This window comes from Xenorhabdus miraniensis (assembly GCF_002632615.1).
This window is the reverse complement of the sequence record NZ_NITZ01000025.1, coordinates 18457-41096: the sequence shown is the minus strand read 5'-3', so window position 1 is coordinate 41096 and position 22640 is coordinate 18457. Positions and strand designations below refer to the sequence as shown.

At 42.7% G+C, this 22640-nt stretch carries 22 protein-coding genes; 2 read left to right on the top strand and 20 right to left on the bottom strand.

Features of this window, described 5'->3' with window-relative positions:
- Positions 1 to 2 precede the first annotated feature (2 nt).
- Entirely contained in the window at positions 3 to 1166 is a 1164-nt protein-coding gene (gene fadA, locus Xmir_RS18775; protein WP_099115649.1) for an acetyl-CoA C-acyltransferase FadA, read from the top strand.
- 166 nt (positions 1167 to 1332) lie between these two features.
- Here fadA and fre read toward each other — a convergent pair whose 3' ends face one another.
- Together fre and ubiD are read right to left on the bottom strand one after the other, a co-directional pair.
- A complete protein-coding gene (fre, locus tag Xmir_RS18770) occupies positions 1333 to 2034 on the bottom strand; it encodes an NAD(P)H-flavin reductase (RefSeq protein WP_099115641.1) in 702 nt (233 codons plus the stop codon).
- Positions 2035 to 2044: 10 nt separating this feature from the next.
- Positions 2045 to 3517: a 4-hydroxy-3-polyprenylbenzoate decarboxylase gene (gene ubiD, locus Xmir_RS18765; RefSeq protein WP_099115648.1), complete on the bottom strand. Its 1473-nt coding sequence runs from the start codon at positions 3515 to 3517 to the stop codon at positions 2045 to 2047.
- A 285-nt stretch (positions 3518 to 3802) separates the two neighbouring features.
- Between ubiD and rfaH the strand changes: the two genes are divergently transcribed.
- The gene (rfaH, locus tag Xmir_RS18760) at positions 3803 to 4291 is read left to right on the top strand and encodes a transcription/translation regulatory transformer protein RfaH (protein WP_099115640.1); all 489 of its coding nucleotides are present in this window, start codon (positions 3803 to 3805) and stop codon (positions 4289 to 4291) included.
- Positions 4292 to 4369: 78 nt separating this feature from the next.
- Here rfaH and hemB read toward each other — a convergent pair whose 3' ends face one another.
- The 18 genes from hemB to ltnD form a co-directional block, all read right to left on the bottom strand.
- Positions 4370 to 5383 (bottom strand): porphobilinogen synthase, encoded by a 1014-nt coding sequence (hemB, locus tag Xmir_RS18755; RefSeq protein WP_099115639.1) that lies wholly within the window; start codon positions 5381 to 5383, stop codon positions 4370 to 4372.
- 147 nt (positions 5384 to 5530) lie between these two features.
- Complete coding sequence (gene tatC, locus Xmir_RS18750) at positions 5531 to 6286, bottom strand: Sec-independent protein translocase subunit TatC (RefSeq protein WP_099115638.1); 756 nt, start codon at positions 6284 to 6286, stop codon at positions 5531 to 5533.
- A gap of 3 nt (positions 6287 to 6289) precedes the next feature.
- Positions 6290 to 6787: a Sec-independent protein translocase protein TatB gene (gene tatB, locus Xmir_RS18745; protein ID WP_099115637.1), complete on the bottom strand. Its 498-nt coding sequence runs from the start codon at positions 6785 to 6787 to the stop codon at positions 6290 to 6292.
- Between the two features lie 3 nt (positions 6788 to 6790).
- Positions 6791 to 7051, bottom strand: a complete 261-nt coding sequence (tatA, locus tag Xmir_RS18740; protein WP_099115636.1) for a Sec-independent protein translocase subunit TatA — start codon at positions 7049 to 7051, stop codon at positions 6791 to 6793.
- Between the two features lie 178 nt (positions 7052 to 7229).
- Positions 7230 to 8867, bottom strand: coding sequence for a ubiquinone biosynthesis regulatory protein kinase UbiB (gene ubiB, locus Xmir_RS18735; protein ID WP_099115635.1), 1638 nt, complete (start codon positions 8865 to 8867; stop codon positions 7230 to 7232).
- Entirely contained in the window at positions 8854 to 9552 is a 699-nt protein-coding gene (ubiJ, locus tag Xmir_RS18730; protein ID WP_099115634.1) for a ubiquinone biosynthesis protein UbiJ, read from the bottom strand. The genes ubiB and ubiJ overlap by 14 nt, the downstream gene beginning before the upstream one ends.
- Position 9553: 1 nt before the next feature.
- The gene (gene ubiE, locus Xmir_RS18725) at positions 9554 to 10309 is read right to left on the bottom strand and encodes a bifunctional demethylmenaquinone methyltransferase/2-methoxy-6-polyprenyl-1,4-benzoquinol methylase UbiE (protein ID WP_047961859.1); all 756 of its coding nucleotides are present in this window, start codon (positions 10307 to 10309) and stop codon (positions 9554 to 9556) included.
- 74 nt (positions 10310 to 10383) lie between these two features.
- The gene (gene rmuC / locus Xmir_RS18720) at positions 10384 to 11739 is read right to left on the bottom strand and encodes a DNA recombination protein RmuC (RefSeq protein WP_099115633.1); all 1356 of its coding nucleotides are present in this window, start codon (positions 11737 to 11739) and stop codon (positions 10384 to 10386) included.
- Positions 11740 to 11894: 155 nt separating this feature from the next.
- Entirely contained in the window at positions 11895 to 12425 is a 531-nt protein-coding gene (locus tag Xmir_RS18715) for a DedA family protein (RefSeq protein WP_099115632.1), read from the bottom strand.
- A gap of 79 nt (positions 12426 to 12504) precedes the next feature.
- Complete coding sequence (locus Xmir_RS18710; RefSeq protein WP_099115631.1) at positions 12505 to 13287, bottom strand: tyrosine-protein phosphatase; 783 nt, start codon at positions 13285 to 13287, stop codon at positions 12505 to 12507.
- Positions 13288 to 13585: 298 nt separating this feature from the next.
- Positions 13586 to 14341 carry a uridine phosphorylase gene (gene udp / locus Xmir_RS18705; RefSeq protein ID WP_099115630.1) on the bottom strand — a complete coding sequence of 252 codons (756 nt, stop codon included), beginning with the start codon at positions 14339 to 14341 and terminating at the stop codon, positions 13586 to 13588.
- A gap of 337 nt (positions 14342 to 14678) precedes the next feature.
- On the bottom strand, positions 14679 to 16064 hold the full coding sequence (locus tag Xmir_RS18700) for a GntP family permease (RefSeq protein ID WP_099115629.1): 1386 nt from the start codon (positions 16062 to 16064) through the stop codon (positions 14679 to 14681).
- 387 nt (positions 16065 to 16451) lie between these two features.
- Complete coding sequence (locus Xmir_RS18695; RefSeq protein WP_422646025.1) at positions 16452 to 17834, bottom strand: GntP family permease; 1383 nt, start codon at positions 17832 to 17834, stop codon at positions 16452 to 16454.
- A 222-nt stretch (positions 17835 to 18056) separates the two neighbouring features.
- Positions 18057 to 18824, bottom strand: coding sequence for a DeoR/GlpR family DNA-binding transcription regulator (locus tag Xmir_RS18690; protein ID WP_099115627.1), 768 nt, complete (start codon positions 18822 to 18824; stop codon positions 18057 to 18059).
- 29 nt (positions 18825 to 18853) lie between these two features.
- Entirely contained in the window at positions 18854 to 19633 is a 780-nt protein-coding gene (gene otnI / locus Xmir_RS18685) for a 2-oxo-tetronate isomerase (protein ID WP_099115626.1), read from the bottom strand.
- A gap of 15 nt (positions 19634 to 19648) precedes the next feature.
- Complete coding sequence (gene otnC / locus Xmir_RS18680) at positions 19649 to 20284, bottom strand: 3-oxo-tetronate 4-phosphate decarboxylase (RefSeq protein WP_099115625.1); 636 nt, start codon at positions 20282 to 20284, stop codon at positions 19649 to 19651.
- Positions 20277 to 21551 carry a 3-oxo-tetronate kinase gene (gene otnK / locus Xmir_RS18675; protein WP_099115624.1) on the bottom strand — a complete coding sequence of 425 codons (1275 nt, stop codon included), beginning with the start codon at positions 21549 to 21551 and terminating at the stop codon, positions 20277 to 20279. Before otnK ends, otnC begins: the two co-directional genes overlap by 8 nt.
- Entirely contained in the window at positions 21548 to 22456 is a 909-nt protein-coding gene (ltnD, locus tag Xmir_RS18670; protein WP_099115623.1) for an L-threonate dehydrogenase, read from the bottom strand. Before ltnD ends, otnK begins: the two co-directional genes overlap by 4 nt.
- Positions 22457 to 22640: the final 184 nt, after the last annotated feature.

Genomic DNA, 22640 nt, shown 5'->3' with positions numbered 1-22640 from the left:
ACATGGAAAACGTAGTTATTATTGATGGTATCCGTACCCCAATGGGGCGTTCAAAAGGTGGTGCATTCCGTCAGGTTCGTGCCGAAGATCTCTCCGCACACCTGATGAAATCAATACTCAAACGCAATCCTGCCGTTCAGCCAGAGCATATCAATGATATCTCTTGGGGATGTGTACAACAAACGCTGGAGCAAGGGTTTAACATTGCACGTAATGCCGCATTACTGGCAGGTATTCCCCATTCAGTTCCCGCAGTCACCGTTAACCGTCTGTGTGGTTCTTCAATGCAGTCACTGCATGACGGTGCCCGCATGATTATGACGGGTGATGCCAATATCGCGATGGTTGGCGGCGTTGAACATATGGGGCATGTACCCATGACACACGGCGTCGATTTCCATCCTAAATTGAGCCGCAACGTTGCAAAAGCAGCAGGCGTTATGGGCCTGACGGCAGAAATGCTGGCTAAGATGTATAATATTAGCCGCGAAATGCAAGATGAATTCGCCCTGCGTTCTCATCAACGTGCAGCACAAGCAACAGAATCCAAAGCCTTTGCCAGCGAAATAGTCCCTATTTATGGGCATGACGCAGATGGCAACATGAAGCTTGTCGATTTTGATGAAGTCATCCGCCCTGACACTAACCTAAAAGATCTCGCGGCGCTGCGCCCTGTCTTTGACCCTGTCACCGGGAGTGTTACTGCGGGTAACTCTTCAGCACTGTCTGATGGTGCATCTGCAATGCTAATCATGAGCGAAAGCAAAGCCAAAGAATTAGGATTGAAGCCTCGTGCTCGTATCCGCTCAATGGCCGTTGTCGGTTGCGATCCTTCTATTATGGGTTATGGCCCTGTGCCAGCAACACAAATGGCATTGAAAAAAGCGGGATTAAGCCTTTCTGATATTGGCCTGATGGAATTGAACGAAGCATTTGCTGCGCAATCTTTGGCCTGTATTAAGGGATTGAATCTGCTGGATAGTATGGATAACAGAATCAATCTAAACGGTGGCGCAATTGCGCTTGGGCATCCATTAGGCTGTTCTGGCACTCGTATTACTACCACTCTGCTTAACCTAATGGAGAGCAAGGATGTACAGTTTGGTTTGGCAACCATGTGTATCGGTTTAGGTCAGGGTATCGCCACGATTATTGAAAGAGTGTAGTGACCAGATTTAGTGATCAAGAGTAGCTGGAGATTGAAATTTATACGTATTTTTCCCTTGTCTGTCTTGTCTATTGCATCACTCTAATAAGTTGTTGCCGTAGTTTCCCGCCTGTCAGGGGCGGGTTTTTTATTTTTATCGTTTTGTTTTTTATCGGGAAAGCGGATTAGATAAACTCAAACGCATCGCTATACATGCGATCAATCGACGCATCACGTTCACTACAAAACCGCTCACGGGCAATTTTAGCCATTTCAAAGCGACCGGCGATATAAATATCATGATTTGCCAAGCTGCCAAAATCTTCCAAAACTGCACTCAGAACCGTTCCGCTCCTTCCTCGCCAGTGCTCATCAACCTGTTCAACCACAGGAACAACCGTCAAGTTAAGATAACGTTCACTCAATGCCTGTAACTCACCCAAATCATAAAGGTGATACAGTTCACGCCCTCCCCAATAAATTGAGATTTCACGGTTAGGGTTTGCTTCCAATGCTGCCAATAAGATAGAACGGGTATAGGAAAACCCTGTTCCTCCCGCAATCAATAGCATCGGATTTTCGCTATCTTCACGAAACCATGCCTGACCATGTGGAATATCAATATCAATAACTTTCTGATCGAGTATTCTGTCCATCACCGCCATTGCATACAGGTTCAGCTCAGAAGCGCCAATATGCAGCTCAATGCTCTGTTTTTCTGATGGTGGTGATGCCATAGAAAAAGGACGTTTGTCTCTTTCATCCATAACCACCATCAAATATTGCCCTGCACGAAAAGAAAAAGGCGAATCAGGTAATAAACGAACCCGATAAACTGTATCTGTAATGGAGTCAACCGATGTTACTTTACAGCTTAGTGTTGTCATGCGTTCCCTCTTATCGCTTCAAAATATCTAATTGATCCCAAATTTCATCGACACGGGCCCGAATCTCATCACTCATCACTATCGGGCGCCCCCATTCCCTTTGTGTCTCTCCTGGCCATTTATTCGTTGCATCTAGCCCCATTTTTGATCCTAACCCTGAAATAGGGGATGCAAAATCGAGATAGTCGATTGGTGTATTTTCCATTAAGACAGTATCTCTTTGCGGGTCCATTCGCGTTGTTATCGCCCAGATGACATCATTCCAATCTCGCGCATTAATATCATCATCACAGACGATAACAAATTTTGTGTACATAAATTGCCGCAGATATGACCAGACGCCCATCATGACTCGCTTGGCATGACCTGCATACTGTTTTTTCATCGTAACGACAGCGAGCCGATAAGAGCACCCTTCTGGCGGCAGGTAAAAATCGACAATTTCAGGAAATTGCTTTTGTAGTATTGGCACCAGAACTTCATTCAACGCAACACCTAACACCGCAGGTTCATCCGGCGGGCGTCCGGTATAAGTGGAATGATAGATGGCATCACGGCGCTGGGTAATGTGAGTTATCGTGAATACTGGGAACATGTCAACTTCATTGTAATAACCAGTATGATCACCATATGGCCCTTCCGGTGCCATTTCACCAGGTTCAATGTAACCCTCAAGGATAATCTCCGCGCTGGCGGGGACTTCCAAGTCATTGGATAGACATTTAACGACTTCCGTTTTATGCCCACGCAGCAAACCAGCAAAAGCATATTCAGACAACGTATCAGGGATTGGCGTCACTGCGCCTAATATTGTGGCTGGATCAGCCCCCAACGCAACCGACACTGGAAAACGTTCTCCCGGATGAGCCTGACACCACTCCTGGAAATCGAGAGCGCCGCCACGATGAGATAACCAGCGCATAATCAGTTTATTTTTACCCAACACCTGCTGACGGTAGATACCCAGATTCTGGCGCTCTTTATTCGGCCCTCTGGTCACCGTCAGCCCCCATGTGATCAATGGGGCTGCATCTTCCGGCCAACAATGCATAACCGGAATGCGGGTAAGATCCACTTCATCTCCAGCCCAAATCTGCTCCTGACAAGGTGCAGAGCTAAGGCGTTTGGTTGGCATATTCAGTACCTGTTTGAATTTAGGCAATTTATCTACCAGATCACGGAATCCTTTTGGTGGTTCAGGCTCCTTAAGGAAGGCTAATAACTTACCAACATCATGCAACGCCTGAACATCATCCTGCCCCATTCCCATAGCAACCCGTTTTGGTGTTCCAAACAAATTGCACAACACTGGCATCGAATATCCTTTAGGATTTTCAAATAATAAGGCAGGGCCACCGGCACGAAGAGTACGATCTGCGATTTCAGTCATTTCCAAATAAGGATCAACTTCCATACGAATTCGTTTTAATTCACCTGATTGTTCCAACAAGGAAAGAAAATCTCTTAAATCGCGGTATTTCATATTGTTCATTCGTGCCGATTTGTAAGGAGGGAAAGACATTATAAGCCCTCCCATGAGGGTTACAAGGTAAACTCATAACTTGCTAAAAATCAATGGAGTTAAAGTAATCTTGTGGGGTGAGTATTTCCACTATCACAATAAATGTCATACATAAATCTTTACTGGAAATAAATACGCGTGACTATAATACATTGACCACGTCTCAAATAACTTTTGGCTTTATTGATGACCCCTTAGTACTGGTTTTGTTATGCTAAACATTCTAAGTAATGGAGTCGGAATATTATGGGAAATTGGTATCTTCTTTACTGTAAACGTGGGCAAATCTCTCGGGCGATAGAAAACCTGGAGAGACAAGATGTTATTTGCCTGACACCTACAGCCAAAATTGAAAAAATTATTCGGGGTAAGCGAACCACCGTTACTGAACCACTGTTTCCCAATTATCTTTTCGTACACTTTGATCCCGAAGTTATTCATACCACTACCGTTAATTCAACTCGTGGTGTAAATCATTTTATTCGGTTCAGTACTTATCCCGCTATTGTTCCCCAAACATTAATTGATGAATTGATGTCCGTCACTGAGCAAGAATATGTTGCCCCTGAAACACCAATTGCTGGTGATACAGTATTAATCACTGAGGGAATTTTCGAAGGCATTCAAGCAATTTATAATGAACCAGATGGAGAAACTCGTTCCATTCTCCTGCTAAATATTCTCAACAAGGAAGTGTCGAAGGTATTAGATAATAAACAATTTATCAAAGTCTAAGCAGAAAACGGGCAATTTTGCCCGTTTTTATTATGTCTGTTCTAATGAACCAGAATCGGCCTTTACGCAAGAAGATCGTTATTTTTGTTCATGCAACCACTGTGCTACTCGTTTAGCAAAATAAGTCAGAATGCCATCAGCGCCAGCACGTTTGAAACACAGCAGTGACTCCATAATTGCAGGCTGTTCTTTCAACCAACCATTTTGAATGGCAGCCATGTGCATCGCATATTCACCAGAAACCTGATAAGCAAATGTTGGTACGCCAAACGTATCTTTTACCCGGCGGATCACATCCAAATAGGGCATACCGGGTTTCACCATAACGCTATCAGCTCCCTCCTGCAAATCCTGTGCAATTTCCTGTAACGCTTCGTCACTATTCGCAGGATCCATTTGGTAGGTCATCTTATTGCCACCTTTTAAATTACTACTGGAACCAATTGCATCCCTGAATGGTCCATAATAACAAGAGGCGTATTTAGCAGAATAAGCCATAATCTGGGTATTAATATGACCATCCAGCTCAAGCTGCTCACGAATAGCACCAATGCGGCCATCCATCATATCGCTTGGAGCGACAATTTCGGCTCCTGCTTCAGCATGGGATAACGCCTGTTTGACCAGAATCTCTTTAGTCACGTCATTGATAACATAACCATCTTGATCAATGACACCATCTTGCCCATGTGTAGTGAATGGATCGAGTGCAACATCCGTCAAAAGGCCCAATTCAGGTACAGCACCTTTCAGGGCACGAACAGAACGCTGAATCAAACCGTCCGGATTATAAGCTTCTTTCGCATCCAATGATTTCTTGTCTGCTTCAATGACTGGAAACAGAGACAAAACAGGAATACCCAGTCGGGCAATCTCTTCGGCTTCTTTCAGCAAAAGATCGATTGTCAGACGATACACTCCTGGCATCGAAGGCACTTCCTGACGCTGATTAGTGCCTTCCATAACAAAGACGGGATAGATTAGGTCATTGACAGTAACTTGATTTTCAGCAACTAAGCGGCGGGAAAAATCATGGCGGCGCACACGACGCATACGACGACCGGGAAATGCCCCCGGAAATACATAGCTCATACTTCACTCCTAATAAAACCCAGCGCCAGGCGCTGGGTTAATAGCCATCACGTTATACAAGTGATGTTAACATCATCAATCGGTTAGCGATAATCATGAATGACCAGAATCAAATTATTTTTTCAGATTGTCACCGATATCACGACCTTATTCATGTTCTGAATTGACTGTTTTGTGTTTACCTGATTTACCGATATAAAACTGAGAAAGCAAAATTCCTAATTCAAAGAGCAAATACATAGGAACAGCTAACAACGTTTGCGAAAAAACATCAGGCGGTGTTAACAACATGCCAACCACAAAAGCGCCGACCAAAATATAAGGGCGTTTCTTTTTCAACGATTCCGGCGTCACCACTCCGCTCCAGCACAGCAAAATAATGGCGATCGGTACTTCAAATGAAACACCAAAGGCCATAAACAGCGCCATCACAAAGCTCAGGTAATTACTGATATCTGTCGAGATCACAACACCTGCGGGAACCGTCTTGATAAAGAAACCAAATGCGATAGGAAAAACTACAAAATAAGCGAATGCCATTCCCAGATAAAATAGCACACTGCTGGAAAACAACAGAGGCATTATCAAACGGCGTTCATGCTTATATAGCGCTGGAGCAATAAATGCCCAAACCTGATAGAGGATCATTGGTGCCGAAACGAAGACAGACACCATACCGGTTAGTTTTATCGGTGTAAAAAAAGGTGATGCCACATCCGTTGCGATCATATTTGCACCTTGAGGTAATTGTTCCATCAAGGGTGCAGCAATAAGCCGATAAATGTCATTGGAAAAATACACCAATGCCAAGAAAACGGCCAATACAGTAATTAAGCTATTTAAAATCCGCTTACGTAATTCAATCAGATGACTAATAAGCGGTTGGGTATCATCCACAGACATGTTTTAGTGTTCGCCATTTGCTTGTGCAGGAGATTTATTTTTTTGCTGATCTGGTTTCACGCCCGATTGCTCTGAGGCTGATTGTTCTGAGGCTAATTGTCCTGATACTAATTGTTCTGGAATTGAGCCCCTTGCAGCCGACTGGGATACAGAGGAGTGGTAATGCGTTTCATCCTCCTCCAATTCCCTCATTTCATCAGGCTTGAGCTGGTACACGTTTTTCAACGACTCAGCCGCCTCCCTTAGTTCTTCCATTGATGCCTTCAATTCTGGAGATAGTGATTGCATATCTGCTTTTTCTTCCATTTTTTTCAGGCTGTCCTGAAGCTCTTGCAATTTCAATTCTTGAGCAAGTTCATTCTGAACATTCGCCGCCAACGAGCGTAATACCCGAATCCATCCGGCGACTGTTTTAACTGCAATAGGCAAACGCTCAGGCCCCAGAACAACCAAGCCAATGACCATCACTAACAACAGTTCACTAAAACCAATGTCAAACACGGTTTATACCTGCTCTTTGTTTTTGCTCTCTGATTTTTCAGATTGTGTAACGGTAGATTTTTCAGCAAGGTTTTTAGTTTCGAAATCAGCGTCATGGCTCGTTTTTTCAGATTGCTCCGGTTTTTCATCGCCATTCACCGCTTTTTTGAAGCCTTTAATCGACTCCCCCAAATCTGAGCCCAAGGTACGAAGTTTGTTAGTACCGAACAGCAATACGACAATGAGCGCAATAATGAGCAATTGCCAAATACTTATACCACCCATACTGAGTTACCTCTATTCATTGGAATACCACATTCATCGGAATATCACTAATGATTCCATTATAAACTACGAACTTTATGTTCGAAAATAACACAATCATACCAAACACACGGTAAAGCGATCTCTACTTACTTTTAGATCTTTACTTACTTTCTAATTGTCACTGACCTTTTAATTGTCACTGACGTCTGCTTAAATTGCGCCAACCTAATCCCCACGATACAATTCCGGCCCCCATCAATCCCCACGACAAATGTTTCTGGTCTATGATGAAAAACAGGCTGCCACAGATAAATAGCGTTGCTCCGATCCCCAGTAAATAAAGAGACTTGCGTTGCTGAATCTGTTGATCTCTGAATTGTTGTGATATCTGATCAATACTGGCCTGTAAACGCCTATGCTGTTGAAGTGTGCCATACACTAGTTCAGGAAATTCCGGTAGTTTTTCCGCCCAATAGGGGGCTTTTTCTTTAAAGGCACGTACAATGGCGGGTATCCCAACCTGATCATGCAGCCAATCTTCCAGAAAAGGTTTTGCGGTTTTCCATAGATCAAGCTGAGGATAAAGCTGACGCCCCAAACCTTCAACGTACAATAGCGTTTTTTGCAACAGAACCAACTGGGGTTGAACAGCCATATTAAAACGGCGGGCAGTATTGAAAAGATTTAATAAAACATGCCCGAACGAAATATCAGCCAGTGGTTTTTCAAAAATCGGCTCACAAACGGTACGGATGGCAAATTCGAAATCTTCCACATTGGTATCGGCAGGGATCCAACCGGAATCAACATGCAGTTCAGCTACCCGGCGGTAATCGCGATTGAAGAAAGCAATGAAATTTTCAGCCAGATAGCGTTTATCGTCTTTATTCAAAGAACCAACAATGCCGTAATCGATGCCGATATAGGTAGGATCTTCCGGATTCTCATAACTGACAAAAATATTGCCGGGGTGCATGTCCGCATGGAAAAAACTGTCACGAAACACTTGGGTAAAAAATACCTGAACACCACGCTCAGCCAACAATTTCATATTGGTGTTCTGCGCTTCTAAAGCAGAAATATCAGACACGGGAATACCATAAATGCGTTCCATAACCAACACATTCTCCCGACAATAATCGGGATAAACTTCTGGCACGTAAAGCATCGGGCTATCTTCAAAATTTCGGCGCAATTGAATTGCATTGGCAGCTTCACGCAACAAGTTCAGCTCATCAAGCAAAGTTTTCTCGTATTCGCGCACGACTTCACGTGGACGAAGGCGACGCCCATCCGGCAAAAGGGGCACCAGATTAGCCAAACGATACATCAATCGCACATCCGCTTTGATGACAGGCAGAATATCCGGACGAATCACTTTCAGGACAACCTCTTTACCACTCTCTTTCAGCCGAGCGGTATGTACCTGAGCAATAGACGCTGAAGCCAGTGGCTGTGGATCAAAATTCTCAAACCACGTTTCCAGAGGCCCCTCTAATGCGGTTTCAATCGATTGTCTCGCCACAGCGCCATCAAAAGAAACCACCCTATCTTGCAACATCGAAAGCTGATCTGCGATCGCAGGCGGAAACAGATCGCGACGGGTAGAAAGCATTTGACCCAATTTGATCCATACAGGCCCAAGCTCTTGCAGTGCCAAACGCAAGCGTTCACCAAGCGATTTGTCTTTATGCCGATTGGTTATCCAAAACAGGAAATAACGTCCGAAACGCAGTGGCCAAGTCAGACGAATATTAGGGATCAGTTCATCCAGTCCATAGGAAAGAAAGACTCGAATAATGAAATAAAGCCGTTTGATTTCACTGGGCGTCATGTTTCCCCTCCAGCGCAGCCAACCGTTTCTCTATTTGAGTCATTTTATTGGCAACAGCATCAACTTCCTCACTGAAATAGGCAGCTTCCAGGGCGCTGGGGGCCATTTTCCATTCTTCAGTCAATGATTCGATGAAGTACGTTTTCTTCCTTTCGATGGTATTACTGGCAAATTTAACGCCTTTTTTCACTATCCGGCTAATGCCTTCTGCAACAATATCACCGACATAAGGAGAAAGATAATGGGCAGGGTCCCACTCTGACATGTCCAACAAAGCTGACCATTGCTGAATGATCTGCATATCCCCTTCAATGATGATCTCGCCACTGTTAATCAACGCCGAAAGGCATTGGCGATCCCGCAACTTGAGTAATGCAGGTATCGTCGTTTTCATTGAGCAATCCGCAGGTTCCGACCACTGGCTTAAAACATCCAATTGCTTTTCACTGAATATCAATACCAGTGGTGTGTCAATTTCCTTCAGCTTGATGGACAATGTCTTGCCCACCAACCTCAAACGGGCTGGCTTTAATACGGTTTCCCGATACAACAAATAATTCAGCGTTGTTTCCAGAAAAGCCGTCAGAACCGGAAATAATACTCTGTAATTCAATGCAGCAGGACTCAATTCAGGGGAGTTCAATACCGCAGAATTCACACTATGGCTTGGTGAGGGTGTTTCCATTTCAGAATTTAAACCCTTTGTGCAGAGCAACGACTCCCCCGGTCATATTGGTATAAGAAACCTGATCAAAGCCAGCTTCTTCCATCATACCTTTTAAGGTTTCCTGATCAGGGTGCATGCGGATGGATTCTGTCAGGTAACGGTAACTGTCCGCGTCTTTAACAACCATCTGACCAATTCGGGGTAAAACATGGAACGAATAAGCATCATAAACTTTGCTCAGTGGTGCCAGTACAGGTTTGGAGAACTCCAGCACCAATAAACGACCGCCCGGCTTAAGCACTCGGCACATGGAACGTAAGGCTTTTTCTTTATCCGTCACATTACGCAGACCGAAAGAAATCGTAATACAGTCAAAATAATTATCTGGGAAAGGCAGTTCTTCAGCATTAGCCTGAACATAACTGACATTGCCGACGATACCGATATCACGCAACTTTTCACGCCCGACTTTCAACATTGAGTCGTTAATGTCTGCCAGAACAACTTGACCTTTTTCACCCACAATACGGGAAAATTTTGCTGTCAAATCACCTGTTCCACCGGCGAGATCAAGCACTTTATGACCGCGTCGGACGCCACTTGCTTCAATAGTGAAACGCTTCCAGATACGATGAATACCAAATGACATCAAATCATTCATCAAATCATATTTTGCCGCTACCGAGTGGAATACCTCTGCCACCATGTCTTTTTTTTCTTCTTTGGCTACAGTGCGGAAACCAAAATCAGTGGTTTCTTTCGATTGATTTGCCATGTTATTTGTCCGCTTTTTATTCGAAAAATTTATAGCAAGTGTACCAGCCTTTCCGATAAAACCCTATCCAGACTTCACTCGTTAATTTGTAACGATTGTAAGGATTTATCAATCACGTGTGAATCAATAGGACGCTTCACATCCACACCTAAGTCTCGAAAGCCTTCAGCCTGACTAATCAGATTACCTCGCCCCTCGACCAGTTTTTTCATCGCGAAATGGTAACTCGCCTGTGCTTTATCTAAGCTTTGCCCTAACCCTTGCATATCATCCACAAACAAACGCATTTTGTCATACATTCTGGCAGCTTTATCAGCTATCAGACGGGCATTCTGACTCTGATATTCATAACGCCAAAGGTTATTGATAGTACGAACAGCAACCAGTAATGTGGATGGACTAACCAGCATGATATTGTGTTTCAACGCTTCATCCAGTAATTCAGGAGCCTGATTAAGTGCCACCAGATAAGCCGGTTCCACAGGGATAAACATCAGCACATAATCCAGAGAGCGCAAACCGGGCAATTGCTGATAATCTTTTCGGCTCAGGCCGCGAATATGTCCTTTTATGGAGTTGATATGCTCTTGTAATGCTTGTATCTGCTGTTGTTCATCATGACTGTTGAAATAACGTTCATAAGCAACCAGCGACATTTTGGCATCAATAACGACATCTTTTCCCTGTGGCAAATGCACAATCACATCGGGCTGAAAACGTCCGCTGTTTTCGGATTGAATATTAACTTGTGTGTCGAATTCATACCCTTCACGCAATCCGGACGCTTCCAAAACCTGAGCCAACACCATCTCCCCCCAATTTCCCTGCATTTTATTATCTCCTTTCAACGCATTAGTGAGATTGAGCGCCTCTTTTGCCATCTGGGCATTCAGTTGCTGAAGATTGCGAATCTCATGGGTTAAGGTATGACGTTCCCGGGCTTCCTGACCAAAACTGTCCTGAACCTGGCGGCGAAAACCTTCAAGTTGCTCACGAAATGGCATTAAGAGATTATTGAGGTTTTGACGATTATATTCATCAGTACGGAGCCGGTTTTGCTCAAAAATACGATTGGCAAGATTTTCGAATTGGGTATTCAGGCGCTGTTCACTATTGATCAACAGGCGTTGTTTTTCCTCCGCCGCCAACCTGCTTTCTTCAAGCCGCGTACTCAGTTCTCGCAATTCAGCTTCCTGCACACTATTCACTTCGCGTTGAGCCAACAGTTCTTGGTTTAATTGATCACACTCAGTACGCCAATAATGAGACTGTTCTAGCTTTTCATGACTGACAGCCAGTTGACTATATAATTCGCGTAGCGCCTGCTCTTTTTGTTGGATTCTCTGATGAACAGAAAGCCAGACGAAGATCCCCCCGCCCAGCAATCCACTTAAGCCGCCAATCAACATATATAACCACTGGATATCCACCTATACACCCTCACTAACACCATTCTAGTTAAGTTTCGGTTAACTTTTTTGGCTCTCTGGCCTCAATGTAAGTTAAATAGAGGCTGTATAGATGTCCAGATTATTTAATCGCTTTCTTTCAGTTTGCAAAGCGGCTCGCAATTACCTCATCCACACTACCCCATCCATTCGGCCAACCATCGCAGGCCAAAAGCGCCCGGCGCTAAGATACCGAATGCCCAGATCAATGCAGAAGCGAAATTAGCAAGCTGAAAATGACGTTTTGGCATGGCACAAATTCCGGCCACCAGCGGAACTACGGCTCTTAAAGGGCCAAAAAACCGCCCAATAAAAACGCCCCAGACTCCCCAGCGCTCAAAGAATCGATGCCCACGCACTAGAGTTTGGGGATGACGAGAAAGCGGCCACATTTTGCCGACATTTTCTTTATAGTGGAAACCAAACCAGTAAGAAACCCAATCGCCAAAAAAGGCTCCTGCTGCTGCGGCTATCCATATTGGCCAGAAATTTAACCCGCTTTCACCAATCAATGCACCTAACCCCAGTAAAATGATCGTCGCCGGCAATAATAGGGAGATAAATGCCAACGATTCACCAAATGCAAGGAGGAAAATGATGGGAATTGCCCAGGCTTCATGGGCTCTTACAAAGTTCGTGACCAGTTCAATAATTTCATGCAGGCTCACATTAGTCTTTCCTGTATTATTATCAGTGGGATGTCATAGGTTAGCACCGTACAAATAAACCAAAGCTAACCTGATATTTTTATTCGAGAAAATAAGCTTGCAGTTTTTCCCGGGCCGCAATATCGAGTCCGATATCTTTTTCCAGCCAAATATCCACACTGCCATAATGTTGGTTAATACTATTCAGCGCAGTCAGTAAAAACTCTTCCCTGACAGAATAAACATAAGCAAATTTTTCCACTACATTTTCACTCATGACTTTTGCATGTTCATGCAATAAATAGTCCCGGTACGGAGCCAACGTGATATCGGTCAGCAAATAGTCTTCCATTACCGTATCCCAATCAGCACCCAACGCCAGCAAAACCAGAGCAGAACCCACTCCTGTTCTGTCTTTGCCAACCGCACAATGTTGCACAATTCCGCCTTTTTCTGGTTGCAACAATAACGTAGCTAATTTCTTATAAGCCGGATTATTGATAGGTAGCAATTCATATAGACGCGACATAAACCCTTTTGCATCGAATTGCTCCAGTATTTCTTTATCTATCTTCTCCAGATTAGCATCCACTTCCTTGGAAAGCGGATTGGCCGGTGCATGGTGATAATGGGCGCCATGCCATACCTGATCGGGTTTATCCATGATTTCGCTACTATCACGATAATCGATGATCTGAAAAAGGTTTTGATCCACTAAAAAAGCCTGATCATTTTCTGTCAGCTTATCCAGCGATCCGGAACGAAATAGCAGCCCTGACTTGATCTTAGCGCCATTATTTAGCGTTTTATTGCCTAAATCACGAAAGTTAATGCCGCCATTCAAAGGAAGTACTGAAGGATGAGAGATTAATGTTGTGGTCATAGTCACTCTTATTTTGATTAAAATACACCTTATTTTCAAGGTATTACGTTACTGATAGTAACTTGAAAGAGATAAAGTATAAAACGTTATGGAAACAAGTAATTATTGATACTGCTGTATTCAATTGATAGTTATTGATGCCAACAGTTATTGCCCAAAATAGCTATTAATAAAAATAGCTATTTACAGAAATAGTTATTAGCACAAAACGTTATGACATTATCAGATTTTAGAATGAAAGGAAGAAAAGATCACATAAATGACAGGGCCAGAATATTCCGGCCCTTGATGAAAAACGTTACAGCAGATGACGGGCAGCCTCAACAACAATGCCCAACGCGTTGCTTTCTGTTTTCTTCAACAGCTCAACATCAGGAATTTCCTGTTGGGTACGGTTAACAATAACACCAGCCACCATACCGGCACGCAGGCCCTGACTTGCGCACATAGTCAACAATGTTGCAGATTCCATCTCAAAGTTCATTACGCCCATTTCCTGCCACTCTTTCATAGAGCCCTGAAAGCGACGAACAACCCGACCGGAATAAGTATTATAACGCTCCTGTCCTGGATAGAAGGTATCAGAAGAAGCCGTGACACCAACATGAGTGACAGATCCGGATGATTTCGCTGCTTCATACAATGCGTTGGTACACTCAAAATCAGCAACCGCCGGGAATTCCATTGGTGCAAAGTGCAAGCTGGCACCATCCAAACGGACTGCGCCTGTTGTTACCAATACATCCCCAACATTGATGTGTGGTTGGATAGCTCCGGTTGTACCGATACGCAGGAAAGTACGTACTCCCAATTGCGCCAGCTCTTCTACAGCAATCGACGTTGAGGGGCCACCAATACCCGTGGAACAGACAACAACGGCTTTGCCGTCAATTTCTGCACGCCATGTTGTAAATTCACGATGGGAAGCCAGATGCACTGGGTTATCCATCAAACGCGCAATTTTCTCAACACGATTAGGATCGCCCGGCACAATCGCTAAAGTCGCGCCTTGCAGGTCACTTTTAGTGATACCTAAATGAAATACATCAGACATATCAGACTCCTCAACGGATATAGCTCAAAATATGGATACCTAAATTTAGTCAATACTCTGACATTTTTTAGTGATTAAAATCACCTTTAATGAATATAAAAAAGAAACACATACATACATTTGTGATTCAAATCACAAATAATAGAGGAAATAATGTTTTGAGTATAATGCTGGAACGGAAACAATATTCGAAGAACAATCACAAACCCTGAAAACAGAAAAGCGCCCCTCACAGAGCGCCTTCTGGATTTTACCCGGTGGATTTCAAGATGCAGCGCGACGGCAAGGGAATGAACCACAGCCAACAAAGCGGCAACTTGGAAGACGACGGGTATATTTACATGACAAAATTGAGAAGCAGTACACCACACAGCCCAATTCCCCATGCGATTGTAGTAGGAATTGACCAGACAATAATTTGCTGCTTCACATTCTTAATCCCCATCATCCGGCTAACCACCCAGAAAAAACAGTCATTAAAATAGCTGAAAAACAGTGTTCCCATCACCGCAGCCTGAGCCGCTGCCAACATATTAATATCCGGTATCTGTCTGATAACAGGCGCTGAAATAGATGCTGCGGTAATCATTGCTACCGTACCAGAACCCTGAATGATGCGTATTAAGGTCGCGATGATAAACGGAATCAGGACCGGTGTTATTGGCAGGGCAGCAATATAGTGAGCCAGCATCGTTCCCGTCGAACTTTCGTTTAATACAGCTCCCAATGCACCTCCGGCCCCCGACACCAGCAAGATAATCCCCACAGTTTTTAACCCGGCCTCCAAATGTTCAATCACCTCCTGTTTACTGACTTTAGGCATAAGCGTATAAACCGCCAACAATACACTGATTGCTAAAGCAATAATGGGCGAACCAAGAAAATCAAAGAGTTGAAAATATAAATTGTCTCCTTTCCCGGCAAATTCATCGGTTTTCAACACCATGCCACTAATTACGCCTATAAAAATCAGAACAATCGGCACGACAATAGGCAAAAGGGAAAAAAATAAGCTTGGTAGGGGCTTACTGGCTTTTTCTTCCAGATAGCGTTGATGAACTTGTTGCAGATTTTCTGAATTTTCTTCTGCATCAGTAACCTGATATTCAGGGTATTTAGTCTCCAGCCACTTTGCATAAAGGATAATGCCAATTACACATGGAATAGCCAGTATCGCGCCTGCCAACATCATTGAGCCTATACTTACACCAAATATCCCTGCGACACCAAGAGGCCCCGGTGTTGGTGGAACAATATGGTGGGTTACTACCAGCCCGCCTGCCAGTGATACGCCCAGAGTCAATACATTTCGTTTACCTTTCTTTGCTAATGCTTTCACCAGCGGATAAAGGATCACAAAGGCCGAATTCACAAATATGGGAATACTGACAATATATCCGGTAATCGCCAAAGCCCATTCTTCGCGCTTTTGACCCAACCATTTTACCAAGCTATAGGCGATCCGCTCTGTTGCACCAGAAACTTCCAATATCCGCCCCATCATGCTCCCCAACCCAATCACAATGCCAATACTGCCCAATGTCGAACCAAATCCCTTACTGATCACCTCGACGACATTGCTTATCGTTAATCCACCTGATATTCCAGCGATTATTGCAGCAATTAGCATGGCAATAAGGACATGAACACGAGATCGTAAGACCAGAAAAATCAGCGTAAATACCGCCACTCCCAATCCAATAATTGGAATGTAAAACTCCATCATAAAACCCTATTTCAATCTGTATGATTAGCGATAAATGCACGGATACCATCGCCTGAAAAAATAACAGTTAGATCTAAAAAAATGCCAAATAGTAATAATTTTTCTTAGAAATTACTCTTCATAACCTTAGAATTATCTTTGCAAAGGAGTGAAAGACCTAACTTTAAAACTTAAAATGGCCTTAAAAACAAAAATATGGCTGGATATCATCTGGCTTAAAATGTGTTACGTCATCTCTAGTGTTTAAGATGACGCAACGCATTTAATTGCAATTAAGATCACAATGTAAAGAGAAAGTAATGCAGAAGTGAGAATAATATTCGAAAGTTAATTACAAAGCTTGAAAACAGAAAAGCGCCCGTTACAGAGCGCCATTTTAATATGTTACATGACAAGGTTGAGAAGCAGTACACCACACAGCCCAATCCCCCATGCAATTGTGGTAGGGATTGACCAGACTATCATCTGTTGTTTTGCATCTTTAATGCCCATCATTCGGTTAACCATCCAGAACAAACTGTCATTGAAGTAACCGAAAAACAGTGTACCTACTGTCGCAGCCTGAGCAGCCACTAACATATTGATATCTGGTATCTGATTGAGAATAGGTGCTGAAATAGAGGCTGCGGTAATCATTGCCACAGTGCCAGAACCTTGAATCAAGCGCACTAGCGTCGAAATGACGAATGGAATCAAAACTGGTATTATTGGCAGGCTAGCAATATATTTTGCCAAGATAGTTCCCGTCCCACTTTCGCGCAGTACAGCACCTAACGCTCCTCCAGCCCCCGTAACCAATAAAATAATACCCGCTGTCTTTAATCCAGTTTCCAAATGCTCAATAACTTCTTGTTTGCTAGCTTTGGGTATTAAAGTATAAATCGCTATTAATACACTGATTGACAGGGCAATAATTGGTGAACCGAAGAAATCAAAGACTTGAAAATATAAATAGTTCTCCTTTCCGAGAAATGTTTTTGTTCCCAGTAGTAAGCTATTAATGGCTTTTATAAGGATCAAGATAATAGGAACAATAATAGGCAGAAGAGAGAGAAACAAGCTTGGCAACGATTTATTGGCTTTTTCTGCCAAGTAATCTTGATGGATCTGTTTTAAATTTTCAGGTTCTTTATCAGTTGGTTGGTATTCCGGATACTTAGTTGCTAACCATTTTGCATAAAGAGTAATCCCAATAACACATGGTACAGCCAGTATCATGCTTACCAACATCATTGCCCCGATATCCACACCGAAGATACCAGCAACACCAAGTGGCCCGGGAGTTGGAGGAACAATATGGTGAGTTACCACTAATCCCCCAGCCAGTGCAACCACCAGTGTCAATAAATTTCGCTTGCCTTTCTTCGCTAATGCCTTAGCCAACGGATAAAGGATTACGAAAGCCGAATCAACAAAAATAGGGATACTGACAATGTAACCGGTAATCGCCAATGCCCATTCTTCACGCTTTTTCCCCAACCATTTAATGAAACTGTAAGCAATTTGTTCAGAAGCTCCGGAAACCTCTAACACCCGCCCCATCATGATCCCCAATCCAATCACGATACCGATGCTGCCCAATGTTGAGCCAAATCCTTTGGTAATCACCTCAACAGTGTTAGTAATACTCAAGCCTCCCGAAACACCTGCAATTATCGCCGCAATCAACATAGCAAGCAGCACATGAATACGGGTACGCAAGACCAAGAAAATTAGGGTAAATACAGCTACTCCTAAACCTATAATTGGGATGTAAAACGCCATCATCAAACTCCATTTCAATACGAATTATTGTAGATAATTCAAAAACGATATCTTTGAAGGGGGGAAAATTTATTGGAAAACGAGAATACTACATGTCAGCTGGTGTCAATTATTTAAAATTTATTCCATAGTTATTTTTAAATAATACACGGAATAATTCTTTAACGAAAAGCACTCCTTTGTGGCCTATCGGAGGCTATTTTATAGATGAGAGTTTTTTGATTTTTATATGTTAACGATGTGTAATTTCAGGTTTAGTTCCTGTAATTGTTGTTGTACTAGCATTGGCAATTGCCCATCACATACAATGTCATTTAGACTTGAGAGAGGGCAGACACGAAACATGCCATATTTACCATATTTACTACTATCGGAAATCAGTATCTTCCTACGAGCAATCTCTAACAATGCCTGCTTCACCAATACTTTTTCTTCATAGGGAGTGGAAATTCCATGTTCAAGATCCCACGAACTGGTGCTGATAAATGCAATATCTATATTTAGAGTACGCAACAACATGGCTGCACTATTTCCAACACAAGAATAATTACGTTTATCTACCTGTCCCCCAGTATGAAACAAATTAAGCTGTGGTTTATTCATCAAATAATGGGAAATAGAAAAATCATTCGTAACAATCGTCAGATGGAAACGTTCTGCTAATACCTGAGCAATTTCAAATGTTGTAGTACCCGCATCCAGATAAACCACTTGCCCATCTTCCACCAATGAGGCCGCATATTTTCCAATTGCTCGTTTATGGCGATGATGAATAAGTGCTTTTTCATTCCATGGTAATTCTTGACGCAACGCATCATTCAACTGGATACCTCCAGTGATATTAATTATCTTTCCTTCTTCTTCTAAAACACGAATGTCCCGCCTAACAGTCATATGCGAGACACTCAGCAATGAAACTAATGTACTAATAGAAACGGTCTGATATTCATGTAAATAACGATAAATAAAATCTCTACGCTCTGGGGGATTCATTACCTTTCCTGCTATATATTATCGTCTAGTTATGATTGAGCTTTTACCAGCCATCCAAGCCCTTCTTCCGTATATCCTGCCGGATGATATTCGCATCCAATCCATCCTTGGTATCCCATCTCATCCAACTTTTTAAATAGCCAAAAGTAGTTGATCTCACCGTCATCTGGTTCATGACGTCCCGGAACTGATGCAATTTGAACATGAGTAAATTTCTTCCACAACCGCTCTATTGTTCTTAGCAAATCACCTTCCATAATCTGACAATGATAAAGATCCAATTGAATAAAGACATTTTTACGATCAATAGCCTTTAATAATTCTTCTGCTTGCTTTGATGTTGTCAAAAAATAACCAGGCATGTCACGGATATTTATCGGTTCAATTAAAACATTAATATCATGTTCAGCCATAACATCCGCAGCATACTGGATATTTGCAATATAGCACTCATTTTGCCGCTCCTGAGTAAATTGCCCGTCCCATTTTCCGGCCATTACATGAATTTGTTTACAACCTAATGGTAAAGCATATTCCATTGCCTTATGCACCCCAGCGACAAATTCTTTCTCACGCCCCGGTAAGCAAGCCATTCCTCTGTCACCTATACTCCAATTCCCTGCTGGCATATTGAACAACACTTGTGTCAATTGGTGTTTTGTCAACAATGCTTCAAGTTTTTCCACCGACTCTTCATAAGGAAACAAGTATTCAACACCACTGAACCCTGCATCTGCAGCCCGAGAAAATCGCTCAATAAAAGGAACGTCGTTAAACATCATACTCAAATTTGCAGCAAATCTAGCCATCTTTAGCCCTTGTTATTATCTGGGATAACGCGTTTCCAGTTCCTGTACTTGCGATTCACTCAAGGTAGTAAAACCATGCGGCAATAACATCAGATAAATCCGTGCGGTGTCCTCCAATTCTTCTGCATTAAAAAAAGCTTGCCTTAGCGTTTTACCTCCGATAACCGGTCCATGGTTTGCAAGCAAAATAGCGTTGTGTTTTGTGGCAAGCCTCGCAATTTCTTGGCTAATTCTTTCATCCCCAGGTGGAAAATATTCTATCACAGGCAAACGTCCTACTCTCATGACATAATATGGAGTAATAGGAGGAAGGCAATTCTCACGATCCAAATTAGGCATACAAGAAAGAGCAGTTAGCCAGGGAGAATGCAAATGAACTATCGCATTACATTCAGATCGATTACGATACATTGCCAAATGCATAGAAGTCTCTTTAGTCGGTTTATCACCTGATATCCAATTCCCCTCTGCATCCAATTTACTTAGTCTATCTACCTGTAAATCTCCAAAACTAGAATTCGTTGGCGTAACAATAAACGAACCATCTTGTAGCCTTGCACTGATATTTCCCGCACCACCGCTGCTATAACCACGCTCAAACATTGAACGAGCCCATTTCACCAATGCCGCACGTAGCATATCCTCATCCATGAAACATCTCCTGTGCGTGTTGAAAGAAATTTACTTCACCAAAGTTACCTGATTTCAAAGCTAGCCAACAATCGGTATGTGAACCATGTACCCAAGGAACTCCAGGTGCAATAGGTGCACCAATACTGAATTGGTTGATTTCTAAACTTCGTACAACCTGAGCAGAAGTTTCCCCTCCCGCGATAATAAACGTATTGAATCCTTGTTGTTTCAATTTATTAACGATCTCAGCAAAGAGCCGTTCAATTGAATTACTCGCTTTTGAGATGCCATACTGTTGCTGAATCATTTCTAACAATTGAGGGGGCTGTGTAGAATATAGTATCGGTGCCAAGCCATCTTCTGGTTGTTGAATAACCCAATCAACCAATTGATTAGCGTATATGGAATTATTAATACATTCATCAATATTCAATGCCATGGCTGGTGCAATTTTTTTATACTCAATGACTTGCCGATTCGTCATAACAGAGCAACTTCCTGAAAGAATAACAGTTCTTCTACCTATAGCTGGTGGAATATCGCCAACTGTCGAAGATGCCAGAGCGTGCCCTGAATGGTAACTAGCTAGTGCTGCCCCTAGACCAGAACCGCCTGTCACTAATGTCATATCCGATACTGCTTGAGCGATAGGTATCAAATCTTTCATCATCATCGCATCCACGACCGCATAACGAATGCCATTCTGACGTAATGATTCCAGATGATGACAAATAATTTGTTTTCCCTGACGCACACAATCAAGATTAACGAGTCCTGCTCTCCCTTTTGATTGCTGTTCTATCAATCGCAGTAAATTGGCATCTTTCATCGGAGTGACTGGATGATATTGCATTCCACTTTCGTTCAATAACTGTCCATTAACAAACAAGTGTCCGTGCACTACTGTCCGTCCATTAATTGGCAGAGCTGGGCAAATCAGGCTGATATCAACTTGGAGTTCATCCATTAAAGCATCTATGACGGGGCCAATATTTCCTTCAGGTGTGGAATCGAAAGTAGAACAGTATTTGAAAAATAGTTGCCGACAACCAATCTTATTCAGGAGCCAACGGCAAGCCTTCAATGCAAGAAAAATCGATTCAGCAACAGGAGAAGAGCGAATTTTCAAACTAATTACAACAGCATCTACATCATATGGAATATAGGTATCCTCATCTGGAATCCCTAACAACTGGACTACTTTCCAACCACTTTGCACCATAAAACTGGCTATATCTGTTGCTCCTGTGAAATCATCAGCAATTACCCCCAGTTTGATAGTCATGTTTTACTCTCTGGCAAAATTATGCCCTTGAATGTCTTGATCACTGCACTGTCATCCCACTGTCCTAGCCCCTCATTGCTGGCAGCTAAAAACATTTGATGTGCCGTTGCTGCCATCGGCAGAGGAAATTTCATCGTCCTTCCAGCTTCAAGCACAATTCCTAAGTCTTTAACAAAAATATCGACAGAAGATTTAGGCGTATAATCTCCTGACAAGATATGGGGAACACGGTTTTCAAACATCCATGAAGTTCCCGCCGCATGAGTTACGATGTCATACATTAAATCCAGTGGAATATCTGCTTTGGCGGCAAGCGCCATACTTTCCGCCGCAACGGCAATATGAACGCCTGCCAATAACTGATGAATCATTTTAACGGTTGAACCCTGACCGATTTCACTACCAATGTAATAAAGACGTTCTGAAATCACATCAAAAATCGGTTTGAGTTGCTCAAACAATTCAGAGGGGCCTGAGGCCATAACGGTTAATTGCCCTTTAGTAGCCTTCTGCGGCCCTCCTGAAATTGGTGCATCAAGCATCTTAATATGGTATTCGTGCAAACGACTGGCAAAACCCCGTGCCTGTTCAGCGGATACAGTACTGTGTAGAACAACAGTTGTACCCGCTTTAAGTTGATTGACTAACGGTTTTTCGCCACCAAACAAAATGTGCTCAATTTGTACATTGTTAACCACTACCAATAAAAGCACATCAAGTTCCTGACACCACTGGGCTGCACTATCAGCGACACCTATTGCTCCTATCTGTTTAAGTTGCTCACAAGCTTTGGCATTTAAGTCAAAACCATAAGTTGAAATGCCTTCCCTGATTAAGGACTGAGCGATTCCCATTCCCATCGCTCCCAATCCTATAACCCCTATTTTTTGTATTGAATTATTCATGAGGTTCCCTGGTGTTGTATGACTATTTATTACTTTTGTAATCTTCACATAGATAATTTCACAAAAAAACGATAGATATCACATTCATAATTTATATTTCATAATAAAAAAATATTGTAATCATTTGAATTATAATATTTTTTTATAGACAAACCAGAAATATTCATTTAACACTTTGATGTGA

What these genes read in the sequence shown, in the direction of transcription:
- fadA (WP_099115649.1), top strand. Translation starts at nt 3, where the DNA reads ATGGAAAACGTAGTTATTATTGATGGTATCCGTACCCCAATGGGGCGT.
- fre (WP_099115641.1), bottom strand. Translation starts at nt 2,034, where the DNA reads ATGACAACACTAAGCTGTAAAGTAACATCGGTTGACTCCATTACAGAT.
- ubiD (WP_099115648.1), bottom strand. Translation starts at nt 3,517, where the DNA reads ATGAAATACCGCGATTTAAGAGATTTTCTTTCCTTGTTGGAACAATCA.
- rfaH (WP_099115640.1), top strand. Translation starts at nt 3,803, where the DNA reads ATGGGAAATTGGTATCTTCTTTACTGTAAACGTGGGCAAATCTCTCGG.
- hemB (WP_099115639.1), bottom strand. Translation starts at nt 5,383, where the DNA reads ATGAGCTATGTATTTCCGGGGGCATTTCCCGGTCGTCGTATGCGTCGT.
- tatC (WP_099115638.1), bottom strand. Translation starts at nt 6,286, where the DNA reads ATGTCTGTGGATGATACCCAACCGCTTATTAGTCATCTGATTGAATTA.
- tatA (WP_099115636.1), bottom strand. Translation starts at nt 7,051, where the DNA reads ATGGGTGGTATAAGTATTTGGCAATTGCTCATTATTGCGCTCATTGTC.
- ubiB (WP_099115635.1), bottom strand. Translation starts at nt 8,867, where the DNA reads ATGACGCCCAGTGAAATCAAACGGCTTTATTTCATTATTCGAGTCTTT.
- ubiJ (WP_099115634.1), bottom strand. Translation starts at nt 9,552, where the DNA reads ATGGAAACACCCTCACCAAGCCATAGTGTGAATTCTGCGGTATTGAAC.
- ubiE (WP_047961859.1), bottom strand. Translation starts at nt 10,309, where the DNA reads ATGGCAAATCAATCGAAAGAAACCACTGATTTTGGTTTCCGCACTGTA.
- Xmir_RS18710 (WP_099115631.1), bottom strand. Translation starts at nt 13,287, where the DNA reads ATGACCACAACATTAATCTCTCATCCTTCAGTACTTCCTTTGAATGGC.
- udp (WP_099115630.1), bottom strand. Translation starts at nt 14,341, where the DNA reads ATGTCTGATGTATTTCATTTAGGTATCACTAAAAGTGACCTGCAAGGC.
- Xmir_RS18700 (WP_099115629.1), bottom strand. Translation starts at nt 16,064, where the DNA reads ATGGAGTTTTACATTCCAATTATTGGATTGGGAGTGGCGGTATTTACG.
- Xmir_RS18695 (WP_422646025.1), bottom strand. Translation starts at nt 17,834, where the DNA reads ATGATGGCGTTTTACATCCCAATTATAGGTTTAGGAGTAGCTGTATTT.
- Xmir_RS18690 (WP_099115627.1), bottom strand. Translation starts at nt 18,824, where the DNA reads ATGAATCCCCCAGAGCGTAGAGATTTTATTTATCGTTATTTACATGAA.
- otnI (WP_099115626.1), bottom strand. Translation starts at nt 19,633, where the DNA reads ATGGCTAGATTTGCTGCAAATTTGAGTATGATGTTTAACGACGTTCCT.
- otnC (WP_099115625.1), bottom strand. Translation starts at nt 20,284, where the DNA reads ATGGATGAGGATATGCTACGTGCGGCATTGGTGAAATGGGCTCGTTCA.
- otnK (WP_099115624.1), bottom strand. Translation starts at nt 21,551, where the DNA reads ATGACTATCAAACTGGGGGTAATTGCTGATGATTTCACAGGAGCAACA.
- ltnD (WP_099115623.1), bottom strand. Translation starts at nt 22,456, where the DNA reads ATGAATAATTCAATACAAAAAATAGGGGTTATAGGATTGGGAGCGATG.